Genomic DNA, 15,055 nt, shown 5'->3' on the forward strand with positions numbered 1-15,055 from the left:
GTGGACACGGTGGCCGGTCCGAAGGCACGCACGAACCGCGCCGCGGCGCTGCACCGCCGGGCTGCCGCTGCCGTGACCGCGGCCGCCGGGATCCTCGACGAGATCCGGCCGGCCCCTGCGGATCAGCGCCGCCAGTATGAGTTGGCCGACCGGCTGCGGGTGGTTGCCGCGCGGCTGGCCCCGAGCTGGTCGGGTGCCACTCTGGACTCGCTCAGCGTGAACTCTCCCGCGGGTGACGGCCCGCCACCCTTCGTACGGGTCGGTACGGCGGCACCGTTGGATGACGCCCGTTTCCCCGCTCTGGTGCCGCTGGTCGGTGCCGGCCATCTGAGCGTTGACGCCGATGGGCGGGAGCCACGGGTGGCGGGGCTGTTGCGTGCCGTGCTGTTGCGCCTGCTGGGCGCGACGCCCGCTGGTGCGCTGCTGGTACGGGCGGTGGACGCCACGGGTGCCGTGCTCACGCCGTTCGGCGCGCTGGCCGATGCCGGGCTGCTGCCCCCACCGGCGGTGGACGTGGCGGGTCTGCGCGCGGTGTTGACCGAGGCGGAGCAGTGGGTGACTCCGGGTGCGAGCAGACGACGTCGTCATGACCGAACGCTCCTGCTGGTGGTGGCCGCGTTGCCGGAGTCGACCGGTCCGACCGACCTGGCGCGGATCGAGGCGCTGGCCGAGCAGGGGCCGGCGGCGGGGCTGCACCTGGTGGTGGCCGGCTGGCCGCCGCCCGGCCCGTACGCATCCCGGGCACCCTTGCCGCTGGCCACCTCGTTGGTGCTGCGCAACGCGTACGCGCTGCTCGGCGACCCGCCGGGGGCATCGTTCGCGACCCCTGGGGCTGAGCCGCCGGGTGGGTTGAACTCGCCGATCTTCGTGGAGACGGACCCTCCGGCAGATCTCGTCGAAGCGGTTTGTCGGCGGCTCGCCGCCCAGGTGGAGGCGGGCTCCCGGTTGGCGTTGGCGGATCTGCTGCCGGAGACGGGCGACGGCCTCTGGATGGCGGATTCCGCGGACAGCCTCACCACCACGGTGGGTGACGCGGGCGGTCGGCCGGTGCCGCTGGGCTTCACCGAGCTGACCCCGCACTGGCTGGTGAGTGGCCGGTCCGGGGCGGGCCGTACGGCGTTCCTGACCACCGCCCTGCTGGGCCTCGCCGCCCGGTACGGCCCGGACGATCTGGCGCTCTACCTGGTGGACCTGGGCGACGGTGAGTCGTTCGTGGAGTTTCTGCAGACCGAGCGTGACCGCTCCTGGGTTCCGCAGGTGCGGGCCGCTGCCATGGCCGCCGACCGGGAGTACGTCCGGGACCTGTTCGACCAGTTGACAGCCGAGGTGCAGCGCCGCGCGGAGGCGGCGGGGCGGGCCGGTGGGCAGCGATTCGCCGAGCTGCGCCAGCACCGTCCGCTGCCGCGCATCGTCTGCGTGGTCGACAATGTGCCGCTGCTCTTCGCCGAGCGGGATCGGCTGGCCGCCGAGCTGGCCGCGCAGGTCGACGCGCTGGCCCGGTCCGGTCGGGCGTACGGCGTGCACCTGGTGCTGGCCGGCGCGGGTGAGCTGGGGCTGAGTGCGCGCGCGGACGGCCGACACCGGGATTCGGTGCTCGGGAAGTTCCCGGTGCGGGTGGCGTTGCCGGGCGGCGGCCCGGTGTTGGAACCGACCAACGACTCCGCCGCCGGACTGCCGGTGGGCAGCGCGGTGGTGAACACCGCCGGAGGGCTCGGCGGCCCGCGGGGCGCGATCCGTGGTCACGAGCGGTTGATCCGCTACCCGGACCCGTTGGACGACCCGGAGGTGGTCGAGCGGCTACGGCACGAGCTGTGGGCCGCTCGGCCGTCCGATGCGACGCCGCCGGTGGTGTTCGCCGGGTACGCCCGCCCGCTGCTGGCCAACGACCCGCGTCACCGGGCGGCCCTGGCGGGGCAGACAGGCGGGCCGGCGGCTCTGCTCGGCCGTGCGGTGGACGTGGCCCGTACGACGGTAGCCGTTCCGATGGGGCCGGCACCCGGACGTAACCTCGCGGTGCTGGGCTCGGGCGCGGCGGCGGGTGGTCTGCTGGCGACGGCCGCCCGCAGCACCGCCGCCCATCACGCGCCGGGCACCGCCCGCTTCCTCGTGGCTGCGCCGGACCAGGGGGCACGCCCGCTGGCGGAGGCGTTGACGGCCGAGCTGGCCGCCCGCCATCCGGCGTGCCTGGTGGACCTGCCGACGCTGTTCGCGGACGCCGACACCCACAGCGAAACCGACATCGACACGAACGCCGGCAGCACCGCCGACGCCGACGGGGAACTGCCGACGTACCTGGTGATCTTCGGTTTGGATCGGCCCGGGCCCCGGGAGCTGCCGGCGGATCGGCTGCGCGCGCTGCTGCGGGACGGTCCGCCGGCGGGCCGGCACCTGCTGGGCTGGTGGCGGGCGGTGCCGCCGTTCGCGGCGCTGCTGGAGCCGGACGGCGACGTCGACAAGCTGGCCGCCGTCGTGGTGCTGGACGTGCCGGCGGCGCAGCTCGCCGCCGTGTTCGGCCGGCCGATCCAGTGGCGGGCCCACCCGGACCGCGCTGCGCTGTGGGACGGTCCGGACGAGCAGGGCACGGTCCTGGTGCCGTTCGCGGACGAGGCGGGGTGAGCGGCATGCGCGGTGAGCCGGCCACGCGGGGTGAGCTGGCATGCGCGGTGAGCCGGCCATGCGCGGTGAGCCGGCCATGCGCGGTGAGCCGGCCATGCGCGGTGAGCCGGCCATGCGCGGTGAGCCGGCATGCGCGGTGAGCCGGCATGCGCGGTGAGCCGGCATGCGCGGTGAGCCGGCCATGCGGGGTGAGCCGGCCATGCGGGGTGGGGTGACGATGCGTACGGGAGGTGGCGAGGTGAACGCGACGGTGACCGGCCCAGGGCCGCAGCGGACCGCTGGTCCGGACGGCGATGTCGCGGCGCCTGCGGACGCCTGGGCCGAGTACCTGGCGGCGGCACGCCAACTCGACGCGGTCCGTCGCGGCGCGGCCACCGCCGCCGGTGAGCAGGCCCGCTCGGCGGAAGCCGCCCGGGAGGAGCTGACGGTGGTGCGCGCCGGGCTGGCGACTCAGCAGGAGCGGTTGCGGGAGCGGGGCGTACCGGCGATCTCGCTGGTGCCGTCGCCGCCGGAGCTGACGGAGGCTGCCCGGTCGATGGCCGGCGGCCCGGCCGCCGTGCTGGCGGCGCTGCGGACCGCGCGGGGTCGGGCCGAGGCGGCGGACGCGGCGTTGACCGCGCGTCGCGGCCTCCGGCCTGCCTCCTGGCCCGCGCGGGCGCGCAACCTCCTGGTGTACGGGCCGTTGGCACTGCTGGTGCCGCTGATCCAGGTCATCGTGTACGCGACGACAGGGACCGGACCGGCCAGCGTGACGGCCCTGGTCGGCGGGCTGCCGATGCCGGCGGTCGCGTTCGTCGTCGGCTGGGTGGGTGTCGGCCGGGTGTTCCGTGCCGACGTCGAGACACCGGTGGACCGCACGGTGCGCTTCGGTGTGCTGGTCTGCCTGGTGCCGGCGGTGCTGGTCACGGCCGGTCTGCTGCTGGCCCTGCTGGCCTGACCCGCCGGTGACGGGCCCGGCCGTCCCGAGGGGCGGCCGGAAGAGTCAACGGGGAAGGATCAGGGCCATCGCCTCGGCCCGCGACTTCGAGTCCGTCTGCAGGACGCCACGCACCGCCGAGGTGATGGTCTTGGCGCCGGACTTCTGGATGCCCCGCATCGCCATGCACATGTGCTCGCATTCCAGCACGACCACGACGCCGCGCGGAGCCAGCTTGCTCATCAGCAGGTCGGCGACCTGGGAGGTGAGCCGCTCCTGCACCTGAGGTCGGCGGGCGAAGACCTCGACGAGGCGGGCCAGCTTGGACAGGCCGGTGATCCGCCCGTCCGGGCCGGGGATGTAGCCGATGTGCGCGCTGCCCCGGAACGGCAGCAGGTGGTGCTCGCAGAGGCTCATCACGTCGATGTCGCGGACGATCACCAGCTCTTCGTGGTTGGCCTCGAAGGTGGTGCTGAGCACCTGCGCCGGGTCGACGCGCAGACCGGCGAAGAGTTCGGCGTACGCGCGGGCGACCCGGGCCGGCGTCTGCTGGAGGCCGTCCCGGTCCGGGTCCTCGCCGACCGCGATCAGGATCTCGCGGACGGCCTTCTCGATCCGGCCGAGGTCGACCGCGTCCTCGACGGGACGGCCGGTCAGCTTACCGCTGATCAGCCTCGCCGCGACGTAGTCCAGCTCGTCGTCGCCGTCGGGTTCGGTCGCGGAAACGGCCAGCTCCCGGTGAGGGGAGCTGGCCGTCGGGTCGTTGCTCAGTGCGTACCGTCCGAGTTGTTGCTGGACGGCGACCCGCCGCCGACGGACGCCTGCGCGCCGTCGGCCTGGGCCTGCGCCTTGAGCTTGTCCTTCTCCGCAGGGGTGAGCACGGGCGGCTGAGTGGACGGCTGGCGCTTGCCGAAACCGTTGTACGGGGCGAGCGGCGGGCGCTTGACCACCCGGGAGCAGATCCGCGCCATGTCGGCCGTGGAGAGGGTCTCCTTCTCCATCAGCTCGAGCACGATGTTGTCCAGGACGTCCCGGTACTCCACCAGGATCTCCCAGGCCTCGTCGTGCGCCAGCTCGACCAGAGCCCGCATCTCGCCGTCGATCTCGGCGGCCACCGAGTCCGAGTAGTCCCGCTCGTGGCCCATGTTGCGGCCGAGGAACGGCTCGTCCCCGCTGGTGCCGTACTTGATCGCGCCGAGCTTGGAGCTCATGCCGTACTGGGTGATCATCGCGCGGGCCAACTGGGTGGCCTTCTCGATGTCGTTGCCGGCGCCGGTGGTCGGCTCGTGGAAGACCAGCTCCTCGGCGGCCCGGCCGCCCAGCGCGTACGCCAGGGTGTCGATCATTTCGGCGCGGGTCTGGGTGTACTTGTCCTCGGTCGGGAGCACCAGGGTGTGGCCCAGCGAGCGGCCACGGGACAGGATCGTCACCTTGTGCACCGGCGCGGCGTGCGGCAGCGCCCAGGCGACCAGCGCGTGCCCACCCTCGTGGTACGCGGTGATCTTCTTCTCCTGGTCGCTCATGACGCGGGTCCGTCGCTGCGGACCGGCGATCACCCGGTCGATCGACTCTTCGAGTGAATCGTTGGAGATGGCGCGCTGGGACTTGCGGGCGGTGAGCAGGGCCGACTCGTTGATCACGTTGGCCAGGTCGGCGCCGCTGAAGCCCGGCGTACGCCGTGCCACCGAGTCGAGGTCGACGTCGGGGGTGAACGGCTTGCCCTTGGCGTGCACCCGCAGGATCGCCTTGCGGCCCTCCATGTCGGGGGCGTCCACCGGGATCTGCCGGTCGAACCGGCCCGGGCGCAGCAGCGCCGGGTCGAGAATGTCCGGCCGGTTGGTGGCGGCGATCAGGATGACACCGCCCTTGGTGTCGAAGCCGTCCATCTCGACGAGCAGCTGGTTGAGGGTCTGCTCGCGCTCGTCGTGACCGCCACCCATGCCGGCGCCGCGGTGGCGACCGACGGCGTCGATCTCGTCGACGAAGACGATCGCCGGGGCGTTCGCCTTGGCCTGCTCGAACAGGTCGCGGACCCGGCTCGCGCCGACACCGACGAACATCTCCACGAAGTCGGAGCCGGAGATGGAGTAGAAGGGCACCCCGGCCTCGCCGGCGACCGCGCGGGCCAGCAGCGTCTTACCCGTTCCGGGCGGACCGAACAGCAGCACGCCCTTCGGGATCTTGGCGCCGAGCGCCTGGTACTTCGCGGGGTTCTGCAGGAAGTCCTTGATCTCGTGCAGCTCCTCGACGGCCTCGTCGGCACCCGCGACGTCCGCGAAGGTCGTCTTCGGGGTGTCCTTGGTGATCATCTTCGCCTTGGACTTGCCGAAGTTGAGCACCCGGGAGCCGCCGCCCTGCATCTGCGACATGAAGAACAGCAGCAGGAGCACGAGCAGCCCGATCGGCAGCAGGTTGACCAGCAGGCTCACCCAGATGCTGTCCGAGGAGACCTTGGCGTCGGCCGGGCCGGTGACCCGGTTGGCCGCCTTCGCCGCCAGCACCTCGTTCCAGACCTCGTCGCCCACCTGGTACGGGAACTGGGCCTCGATCCGGTCGGTGGTGGTCTCACCGAACTTGGTCTTGTTCTTCAGGTCCAGCTGGAGCGTCTGCTCCTTGTCCTGGAAGACGACCTTGTTGATCTGCGCGGTGTGGAGCTGGTCGAGCGCAACGGAAGTGTCCACGCGGTGGTAGCTGGGACCAGCGGTGAACAGCTGACTGAGCACAACGGCGCCGAGGATGACCAGGATGATCCAGACCACCGGTCGGCGGAAGAAACGCGTACGTTCCATACTGTTGTCGAGCGCCGGAGCGCCCGCATCCTCCTGATCGACGTCCTGACCGTCTGATGGTGTCGCCGCGTTGTGCGGCGGCCGGAGCCGCCGTGCGGGCCGGCCTCGACCCCGAGGCGCCGAAACTGCCGCGCCGCGGTCATTCGACGGTACACCGTGTACGCGAGGAGTGAGCTTGCGAGCCCCGCAGTCGTGCACCATCAAATCCGCGTGTACGCGAGGAGCGAGCTCGCGAGCCCCGCAGTCGGCGCGCCGTGAGTAGCGGCGGCACGCACGTTGGGTAGGCCCACCAGCCCTTCACCGAGCGTACGGCGGGTCCGGGGAGGAACCGGCGTGGCGGGGAGTCCGGCCCGGCCACCCGAACGCCCGGTCACGCGGTCGAGGGGTCGAGCGCGGAGGTATCTCCACGCCACCGGGCTCCACGTTAGCCGCAACAGCTGAGAGCCCGCTGAACGTCGGCTTGACGAGTACCGATGCGAGTCGCCCTCAGGCCCGGCGCCGGACGGCCGCGGCAACCCGCCGGCGCGCGGCGCGACCTCCCGGGATGACGATCCTCCGGCTCGGCCTCGGTGGCGGGCCGGCGGGCGGGCTCAGGAGCGGGCGTAGACCTCGGGCTTGAGCACCCCGACGTAGGGCAGTTCCCGGTAGCGCTCGCCGAAGTCGAGGCCGTACCCGACCACGAACTCGGTGGGGATGTCGAAGCCGACATACTTCACCGGCACCGGGACCTTGACCGCCTCGGGCTTACGGAAGAGCGCGACCACCTCGACGCTCGCCGCCGAGCGCGACTCGAGGTAGCGCAGCAGCCAGGAGAGCGTCAGCCCGGAGTCGACGATGTCCTCGACGACCACGACGTGCCGACCGGCGATGTCCCGGTCGAGGTCCTTGAGGATGCGCACCACCCCGGAGGAGGTGGTGCCCTGGCCGTACGAGGAGATGGCCATGAAGTCGAGTTCGGCAGGGGGCCCGTTGCGGCCCAACGCCCGGGCGAAGTCCGCCATGAACATCACCGCGCCCTTGAGCACGCAGACCAGCAGCAGTCCGTCGCCCACGTGGGCGTAGTCGGCGGAGACCTGCTTGGCCAGTTCCGCCGTCTTCTCGCGGATCTGCGCCTCGGAGATGATCACGTGGTCGATGTCGGCGTCGTACCAGGAGCCGTCAGCCATGACTCCTAGCCTGCCGTACGTCCGATGGCCTCCGTCGGCGGGGCCGCACCTTTTGGCGCGGTCCCGCCCGGGATTTTCGGCGCAAAGGGCATCAAAGGCATCAGCTGGTACGGGACCGCCAGCGGCGGCCGTCCTCGCTGGGCTTCCAGTCGGCCGAGTCGTGGCTGTCCACGGTGAGGCCGGCCGCCGAGGTGGCGACGAGCAGGACGAGGAACAGGAGGAAGAGCAGGAACTCCATGGCGGCGCTCACTTTCGCATGGTTGCTGTCGTTTTCGCCGCCGGTGCGCACCGGACTGAGACCAGTCTGCGCCGCCTCGCACCGCCCGGACAGTGGCAGAGATGCCACTGGGCATCGATTTACTGCCACCTTTCGGGTTACCCTCGTCACATGCTCCGATCCGTCGCCGTCCTCGCCCTGGACCAGGTCGCTCCCTTCGAGCTCGGTGTGCTCGCGGAGGTCTTCGGCACCGACCGGACGGACGACGGCTTTCCCGCGTACCGCTTCGACGTGTGCAGCCCCGACGGCGCTGCCGTACGCACCTCCGCCGGCTTCCACCTCACCCCGAACGCCGACCTCGCCCCGCTCGAGGAGGCCGACCTGGTGGCCGTCCCCGCACACGGTCGGGGCACCGTCATTCCCGAGCCGGCGCTCGACGCGCTGCGCCGCGCCGACGCGCGCGGGGCACACCTGATCAGCGTCTGCTCGGGGGCCTTCCTGCTCGGTGAGGCCGGGCTGCTCGACGACCGGGAGTGCACCACCCACTGGCGGTACACGGACGAGCTGCAACGCCGGCACCCCCGCGCCCGGGTGCGCTGCAACTCGCTGTACGTCCAGGACGGTCGGCTGCTCACCAGCGCCGGCACGGCGGCCGGCATCGACGCCTGCCTGCACCTGGTACGCCAGGAGCACGGCTCGGCCACCGCGACCCGGCTGGCCCGGCGGATGGTGGTCCCGCCGCACCGCGACGGCGGCCAGTCCCAGTACATCGAGGCGCCGATCCCGAAGGCGCCCGAGGCACCCACCCTCGAACCGGTGCTGGAGTGGCTGATGGGGCACCTGGACCGGACGATCACGGTGGAGGAGTTGGCCGCCCGCGCCGGCATGGCCCCACGGACGTTCGCCCGGCGGTTCCGGGCCGAGACCGGCACCACGCCGCACGACTGGCTCACCAACCAGCGGGTGCTGCTCGCCCGACGCCTGCTGGAGGAGACCCCGTTGAGTGTGGAGGCCGTCGCCGACCAGGCCGGCTTCGGTGACGCCGCAGCCCTGCGCCACCACTTCAGCCGCCGGGTCGGCGCCACCCCGCACAGCTACCGGACCACCTTCCGGGACCGGGCGGACGGCGCGGCGGCTCTCAGCCCGGGCTGAGGGCCGCCAGTCGGTCACCCCGACGCAGGACGCGGACACCGCCGGGCAAGTCGGTCGGACCCTGACCGTGCCAGTCGGTGACCAGGGCATCCAGCGCGGCGACGTGCCGGTGCGACAGGGCTCCCGCCACCGCGCCCAACTCCCGCGCCCAGGCGTGCAGCACCCGGCCGCGAACGGCGACGGCCAGGCCGGCCAGCTCCGCCACCGCGAGGCCACCGGCGGGGTGCCGCGCCGCCACGAGCGCCGTCGCCGCGATCTCGTCGAGGGCGGCGTTGTCCGCCGCCACCAGCCGGGCGGTACGCGCCAGGTTGTCCACCACACCCGGCCCGAGCGCACGCACCAACGCCGGCAGCACGTCGGCCCGCACCCGGGAGCGGGCGTACGACGGGTCGGTGTTGTGCGGGTCCTGCCACGGGCTGAGCCCGAGGACGGCACAGGCGGCGCGGGTCTGCTCCCGACCGATCCCCAGCAACGGCCGCAGCAGCGGCACCCCGGCCAGCTCCCGCCGGCTCGGCATCCCGGCCAGCCCACGTGGGCCGGCCCCCCGGGCGAGCGCGAGCAGCACCGTCTCCGCCTGGTCATCGCGCGTGTGCCCGGTGAGCACCGCGACCGCCTCGTGCCGCCGGGCCGCCTCGGCCAACGCCTCGTAGCGGGCCTCCCTGGCCGCCGCCTCCGGCCCACCCGGACGCCCGGCCACCTCCACCCGTACCGCCAGCACGGGGGCGAATCCGGCCTCCCGGGCCCAGACGGCCACCGCCTCCGCGCGCCGCGCCGAACCGTCCTGCAGGCCGTGGTCCACGGTCACCAGCCCGGCGGGTCGACCCAGCCGAGGAGCCACGAACACGGTCGCCGCCGCCAGGGCCAGCGAATCGGCCCCTCCGGAGCAGGCCACCAGCACCGGACCGCCGGACGGCAGGTGCGTCAGCGCGCGACGGACCGCCACGCGGATCGCGGCCACCGGCGGGGCGAGCACGGCCACCGGCGGACGGTCAGCCGGCGGACGGAACGGTGCCGGCCGGGCCGTGCACGCGTGCCACCCAGGCGTCCGGGTCGCCCAACTCCGACAGCCGGGGCAGGGAGAGCGGAGAGTTGAAGATCGAGTTGAAGCCCTCCATGCCGACCCGCTCGACCACGCCGTGGACGAACTTGCGGCCCTCGGCGTACTGGCGCATCTTGACGTCCACCCCGAGCAGCCGGCGGATCGCCTTCTCCAACGGGTTGCCCGCCTCGCGCCGGCGGTTGAACGACGCCCGGATGCGCTCCACGCTCGGAATCACCTGCGGGCCGATGCCGTCCATCACGAACTCGGCGTGCCCCTCCAGCAAGGTCATCAGCGCGGTCAGCCGGTCGAGGACGGCCCGCTGCGCCGGGGTCTGCACGATGTCCAGGACGCTCGTGCGGCTCTCCGGGTCGCGGACCGCCTCGGACAGCGTCGCGACACCGCGCCGCAGCCGCTCGACGAGATGTTCGCCGCCGTTGGAGGACGCGTCGACGAACGCCTGCACCTCACCGAGGAAGTAGGCCCGCATCCAGGGCACGGCGGTGAACTGGGTGCGGTGGGTGACCTCGTGCAGGCAGACCCACAGCCGGAAGTCCCGGGAGTCGGCGTTGAGCTTGCGCTCCACCTCGACGATGTTCGGCGCCACCAGCAGCAGTTGCCCCGGGTCGGCGGAGAAGACCTCGTACTGGCCGAGCACCCGGCCGGACAGGTAGGCCAGGACCGTGCCGGCCTGCACCCCGGTCAGCCGCGACCCGATCGCCTCGGTGAGCGCGCCGGGCTGCTTGTCGCCGGACAGCCGGCTGACCAGCGGAGTGATCACCTCACGCAGCCCGGCGATGTTGGCGGCCGCCCAGTCGCGACGGTCGACGACCCGCACCGGCGGGTGCGCCACCTGCGCCCGCAGCCCGGTGTAGTCGGCCACGTGCCCGGCCGCCTCGTCGGTCAGCCGACGCAGGTCGCCGACCACGTCGGTGGCCTCGGCGTACGACACCCGGGGGCCCGACTTGCTCAACGCCCCTGCGGTGGCGGCGGCCAGATCCCAGTCCACGAACTGCGCCATGAGCCCACCGTACCCGCGTCGCGACACCCCGGCCCGGGCTCGCGTCGGCGATCGACGCCGATCGCCGCCCGCGCGTCGACCCCAGACCCCGCCTCGACGGTGGTCAGCGGCAGCCGCAGCCGGCGAGCGCGGCGGCGATGCGGTCCAGCGCCGGCTGGGTGGTGTCCGTCCCACCGGGCACCTTGTCGGTGAGCACCGCGAAGGTGAGCAGTCGACCGTCGGCCGTGGTGACCAGGCCGGCGATGGCGTGCACCCCGCTCAGTGTGCCGGTCTTCGCGCGTACGGCGCCGGCGCCGGCGGCGGTCCCGGGGGCGCCCCGGTACCGCTCGCCCAACGTGCCGGACCAGCCGCCCACCGGCAGGCCGCCGAAGACGCCGGCCAGCTCCGGATGGTCCGAGCTCGCGGCCAGCCGGATCAGGTCGGTGAGCAGGGACGGGCTGATCCGGTTGCGGCGCGACAGCCCGCTGCCGTCGGAGAGGGTGATCTCCTCGGCGGGCAGACCCAGCGCCGCCACCTCGGCGTCCATCGCGGCGGCGGCGCCGTCGAACGACGCCTTCTGGCTGCGTGCCAGCGCCACCTGGCGGGCCAGCGCCTCGGCCAGCAGGTTGTCGCTCTCGCTGATCATGATGTCGACCAGCCGGATCAGCGGCGGCGACTGCACCACGCCCAACTCCGTACCGGCCGGCGGGGTGCCAGCGGCGGCGGTGGCCAGGGCCGGGGCCGTACCCCGCTTGACGGCGCTGGTCGGTACGCCGAGCAGCCGGGCGAACGACTTGCCGGCGGCCAGGTCGGGCTCGGCGACCCGCTCGGCGCCTCCAGGCTCGGCGCCCGGGTCCGTGCGTGCGCCGTCGGTCATCAGCGCGGTCACCGCGCCGCCGTACCCGCCGGTGGGGATGTCGTCGTCCCAGCCGGGGCCGTACCGCGGACCGGAGTACAGGGTGCCGTCGACGGTGACGCTGGTCGGGGCGGTGCCGCCGAGGGCGGTACGCACCTGCGCGGCCAGGTCGTCCAGGCGTGCCGCGCCGGGGTAGTAGCCCTTCTTGTCCACTGCGAGCGTGGGGTCACCGCCGCCGACGATCACCACCTCGCCGGGCTTGGCGCCGGCCACCGCCCGGGTCGGGATGCGGAATCCGGGGCCGCGGGCGGCCAGCACGGTCACCGCGGTCGCCAGCTTGGTCACCGAGGCGGGCACCGTGCCGTCGTCCGCCCCCTTGGCGTACAGCGTCTGACCGGTGGTCACGTCGGCCACCGAGACGTTCACCCGGTCGCCCAGGGCGGGCACGCCGACCAGCGGGTCGAGCGCGGCCCGTACCTCGTCGGGAGCGGGCAGCGGAGCGTTCGGGTCGGGTCCGCCCAACACGTCCGACGGGTCGGGTTCGGGGGCGGAGGCGGCGCCGGCCGGGCCGGAGGCGGCGTCCTCGCCCAGCCAGCCCGCGACAGGGCCGGGCCGGGTCACCACGACACCCACGCCGGCCAGCGCCAGCAGCACCACCACGGCCAGCACGGTCACCAGCCGCCCTCGACGGCGCGGCGCTACCGGCGGTTCGGCGCCGGCCGGCGGTTCGGCGCCGGCCGGCGCCGGCAGCGCGGAGATCGGCGGACCCAGCGGTGGCACGCCGGTCGGGATGCGGACAGTCGGCCCGTCACCGGACACCCGGCCCCGGGCCGGGTTGGTCGGGGCCGGCCGGACAGGTGCGGGCCTCGTCGGGCGCGCGCCGCTCGTGGGGTGATCCGCGCCGAGGACCGGGAACCGACCGTTGTTCGGTCCGGCCGGCGTCGACCCGGACGGACGCCACGGCAGCGGCGGGGGCCGCTCGGGAACCGACTCCTCCGGCGGCCGCGGAAAGTGCGCGTCGGGCACCGGGACCCGCCCGCTCGCCCCACCGGCACCGGATCGTCCGGTACCACGCGCGGCGCCCCCGTCCGGGCGGTAGTGTGAATCTTCCCTCCCCACGACCCCCTCCTCCCCCAGCGAAAATCGGCTTGGGTGACACTACTTCGGTCCGAAGACTATGCGGCGGCCGGAGTCGGCGGGTGGGCATTCACCTGTCCGGAGGGCGCCAGTGGTTCCGTTAGCCAGCGTGGGCAGACGAGGGAGCGTGCAGATGGATTTCGACGTGACGGTTGAGATCCCCAAGGGTCACCGAAACAAGTACGAGGTGGACCACAAGACCGGCCGCATCCGGCTGGACCGCACCCTGTTCACGTCCACCCAGTACCCGGCCGACTACGGGTTCATCGAGGACACGCTGGGCGAGGACGGCGACCCGCTGGACGCGCTGGTCCTGGTCCCCGAACCCACCTTCCCGGGCTGCCTCATCCGCTGCCGGACCATCGGCATGTTCCGCATGACCGACGAGAAGGGCGGCGACGACAAGGTCCTCTGCGTGCCTTACGAGGACCCCCGCCAGGAGCACCTGCGCGACATCCACCACCTGGGCGAGTTCGACCGCCTGGAGATCCAGCACTTCTTCGAGGTGTACAAGGACCTGGAGCCCGGCAAGTCGGTCGAGGGCGCGACCTGGGTCGGCCGCACCGAGGCCGAGGCCGAGATCCGCGCCTCCTACCAGCGTGCGCGGGACGCCGAGGCGCGCGGCGAGTCCACCCACTGACGTACGACCACCGGCCGGGCCCGGGAGCCGCTCACCCGAGCAGCCCCCGGGCTCTGTCGTAGAGGTCGAGCACTGCGCAGGCGACCGGCACCACGGCGACCACCAGGGCCGTGTCGGTGAGGTCCGCGACCCGTCCGAGGTACGGCGAGACCGGTCGCCGGGCGTACCCGGTGCCGGCGGCCACCGTCACCAGGCCCAGCGCCGCCCCACCGAGGACCAGCGCCAGGCGGCCGATGTCGTCGGCCCGCTCGACCAGCACCGCGCCGAGCACCGCGTAGCCGGCCAGCCCGGCCAGCACCGTCGGCACCCGGTGCCGCAGCGCCACGAACAGCCGCGACCGCAGCAGCAGCACGGACGAGACCACCGCCACCAGCGCCGGCCCGGCCGTCCCACCGGCAACCCCGAGTACGACCGCGGCGCCGACCGTCAGCACGGCGTGCCCGAGCAGCATCCCGGTGAGCATCTCCTCGGTGCGGGTGACGGCCGCGTGCACCCGGCCCCGGTCCGGTAGGTCCCCGGGCCGTTCCGGCTCGGCGGCGGACGCGGTGGCGGTGGCGGTGGCGGGCAGGGTGATCGGCGGCAGCGGCAGCTTGCCCAGCCGGATGGCCAGCAGCGGGACCGCCCCGATGGCGAAGACCAGCGCGCTGAGCACCACCGCCGCCGTGCCTGCGGGGGTCAGCAGCAGTGCTCCGAGCGCCGCGCCGGCACCGAGCAGGCCGACCGTGACACCGGCCACGAAGACCCGCAGTCGGCTCGCCACTCCGAGCAGACCGGTCAGCGCCACGAGTAGCAGCGCCACCGAGCCGGCCAGCAGTTCGGGCGCGCCGACCCAGCGCACCGGCCCGAGCGGGCCGACCGGGTCACCCGAGCCGACCGCGACAGCGCCGGCCACGAAGGCGTACGGCAGGGCGTACCCGCCGAGCGTCGCTCCGGCCGCGCCGTCGCCGTTGGCGCGGGAGGCGACCGTGCCGCCCACGGTGAGCAGCAGCGCCACGGCGGCCGCGGCGACCCAGCCGCTACCCGAGGTCGGGCCACTGGCGAGCAGGGCGAGCAGCCCGACGGCGAGGGGCACGCCGGCACCGGCCAGACCGGCGAGCCGGGTGGCGTCGGGCGACCAGGCACCTCCGCGTCGACGGGCCCCGTCGGCGATGGCCTCCACGACGTCGTCGTACTCCAACTCGGGCCAGTGGGCGCGGGCCGGCACCAGGTGCAGCACCTCACCGTCGCGGACCCCCTGCGGCAGCAGCGCCTGCGCGGTCGCCAGCGGTGCCCCGTCGGTGCGGCGCAACACCCAGCCGCCGTGCCGCTCGCCGTCGTCGGCCAGCCCCTCACCGGCGTGCCGCAGCACGTCGGGCAGCAGCTCGGCCAGGGGCACCTGCTCCGGCAGGGCGACGTCCACCCGCCGTTGGGGCGCGCTGATGGTGACGCGGGCCAGCCCGGTTGTCATCGACTGGTCTCCATATCGAATGGTATCGGAGGCTGCGGGGACGACAGGACTTTACCTACCATGAGCCAGACTCGGGTTAC

The 15,055-nt window shown here is 73.7% G+C and carries 12 protein-coding genes; 4 read left to right on the forward strand and 8 right to left on the reverse strand.

Annotation, left to right across the window (positions count from 1 at the left end; translation table 11 throughout):
- Together ACLQ24_RS04675 and ACLQ24_RS04680 are read left to right on the forward strand one after the other, a co-directional pair.
- Window positions 1–2,616: an FtsK/SpoIIIE domain-containing protein gene (locus ACLQ24_RS04675; RefSeq protein ID WP_425889154.1), complete on the forward strand. Its 2,616-nt coding sequence runs from the start codon at window positions 1–3 to the stop codon at window positions 2,614–2,616.
- A gap of 217 nt (window positions 2,617–2,833) precedes the next feature.
- On the forward strand, window positions 2,834–3,553 hold the full coding sequence (locus ACLQ24_RS04680) for a hypothetical protein (protein ID WP_425889180.1): 720 nt from the start codon (window positions 2,834–2,836) through the stop codon (window positions 3,551–3,553).
- Between the two features lie 45 nt (window positions 3,554–3,598).
- On the opposite strand, the gene folE is transcribed toward ACLQ24_RS04680, so the two are convergent.
- From folE to ACLQ24_RS04700, 4 genes are all read right to left on the reverse strand, one after another.
- A complete protein-coding gene (gene folE, locus ACLQ24_RS04685) occupies window positions 3,599–4,264 on the reverse strand; it encodes a GTP cyclohydrolase I FolE (RefSeq protein WP_425889181.1) in 666 nt (221 codons plus the stop codon).
- 35 nt (window positions 4,265–4,299) lie between these two features.
- Entirely contained in the window at window positions 4,300–6,321 is a 2,022-nt protein-coding gene (gene ftsH, locus ACLQ24_RS04690; RefSeq protein WP_425889155.1) for an ATP-dependent zinc metalloprotease FtsH, read from the reverse strand.
- A gap of 590 nt (window positions 6,322–6,911) precedes the next feature.
- Entirely contained in the window at window positions 6,912–7,487 is a 576-nt protein-coding gene (gene hpt, locus ACLQ24_RS04695) for a hypoxanthine phosphoribosyltransferase (RefSeq protein WP_421473568.1), read from the reverse strand.
- 100 nt (window positions 7,488–7,587) lie between these two features.
- Window positions 7,588–7,737, reverse strand: coding sequence for a hypothetical protein (locus ACLQ24_RS04700; protein ID WP_425889183.1), 150 nt, complete (start codon window positions 7,735–7,737; stop codon window positions 7,588–7,590).
- 138 nt (window positions 7,738–7,875) lie between these two features.
- Here ACLQ24_RS04700 and ACLQ24_RS04705 point away from each other — a divergent pair, with 138 nt between their 5' ends.
- Window positions 7,876–8,856 carry a GlxA family transcriptional regulator gene (locus tag ACLQ24_RS04705; protein WP_425889156.1) on the forward strand — a complete coding sequence of 327 codons (981 nt, stop codon included), beginning with the start codon at window positions 7,876–7,878 and terminating at the stop codon, window positions 8,854–8,856.
- Here ACLQ24_RS04705 and tilS read toward each other — a convergent pair.
- From tilS to dacB, 3 genes are all read right to left on the reverse strand, one after another.
- Window positions 8,843–9,835, reverse strand: a complete 993-nt coding sequence (tilS, locus tag ACLQ24_RS04710; RefSeq protein WP_425889157.1) for a tRNA lysidine(34) synthetase TilS — start codon at window positions 9,833–9,835, stop codon at window positions 8,843–8,845. The genes ACLQ24_RS04705 and tilS overlap by 14 nt on opposite strands.
- Before the next feature lie 10 nt (window positions 9,836–9,845).
- Entirely contained in the window at window positions 9,846–10,916 is a 1,071-nt protein-coding gene (locus ACLQ24_RS04715; RefSeq protein ID WP_425889158.1) for a zinc-dependent metalloprotease, read from the reverse strand.
- 103 nt (window positions 10,917–11,019) lie between these two features.
- Window positions 11,020–12,531: a D-alanyl-D-alanine carboxypeptidase/D-alanyl-D-alanine endopeptidase gene (dacB, locus tag ACLQ24_RS04720; RefSeq protein WP_425889159.1), complete on the reverse strand. Its 1,512-nt coding sequence runs from the start codon at window positions 12,529–12,531 to the stop codon at window positions 11,020–11,022.
- Window positions 12,532–13,021: 490 nt separating this feature from the next.
- On the opposite strand from dacB, the gene ACLQ24_RS04725 reads away from it, so the two are divergent.
- The gene (locus ACLQ24_RS04725) at window positions 13,022–13,528 is read left to right on the forward strand and encodes an inorganic diphosphatase (RefSeq protein WP_355052506.1); all 507 of its coding nucleotides are present in this window, start codon (window positions 13,022–13,024) and stop codon (window positions 13,526–13,528) included.
- A 31-nt stretch (window positions 13,529–13,559) separates the two neighbouring features.
- Here ACLQ24_RS04725 and eccD read toward each other — a convergent pair whose 3' ends face one another.
- On the reverse strand, window positions 13,560–14,975 hold the full coding sequence (gene eccD, locus ACLQ24_RS04730) for a type VII secretion integral membrane protein EccD (RefSeq protein ID WP_425889160.1): 1,416 nt from the start codon (window positions 14,973–14,975) through the stop codon (window positions 13,560–13,562).
- Between the last annotated feature and the right edge of the window lie 80 nt (window positions 14,976–15,055).

This window comes from Micromonospora sp. DT4, from assembly GCF_049841675.1.
GTDB lineage: Bacteria > Actinomycetota > Actinomycetes > Mycobacteriales > Micromonosporaceae > Micromonospora.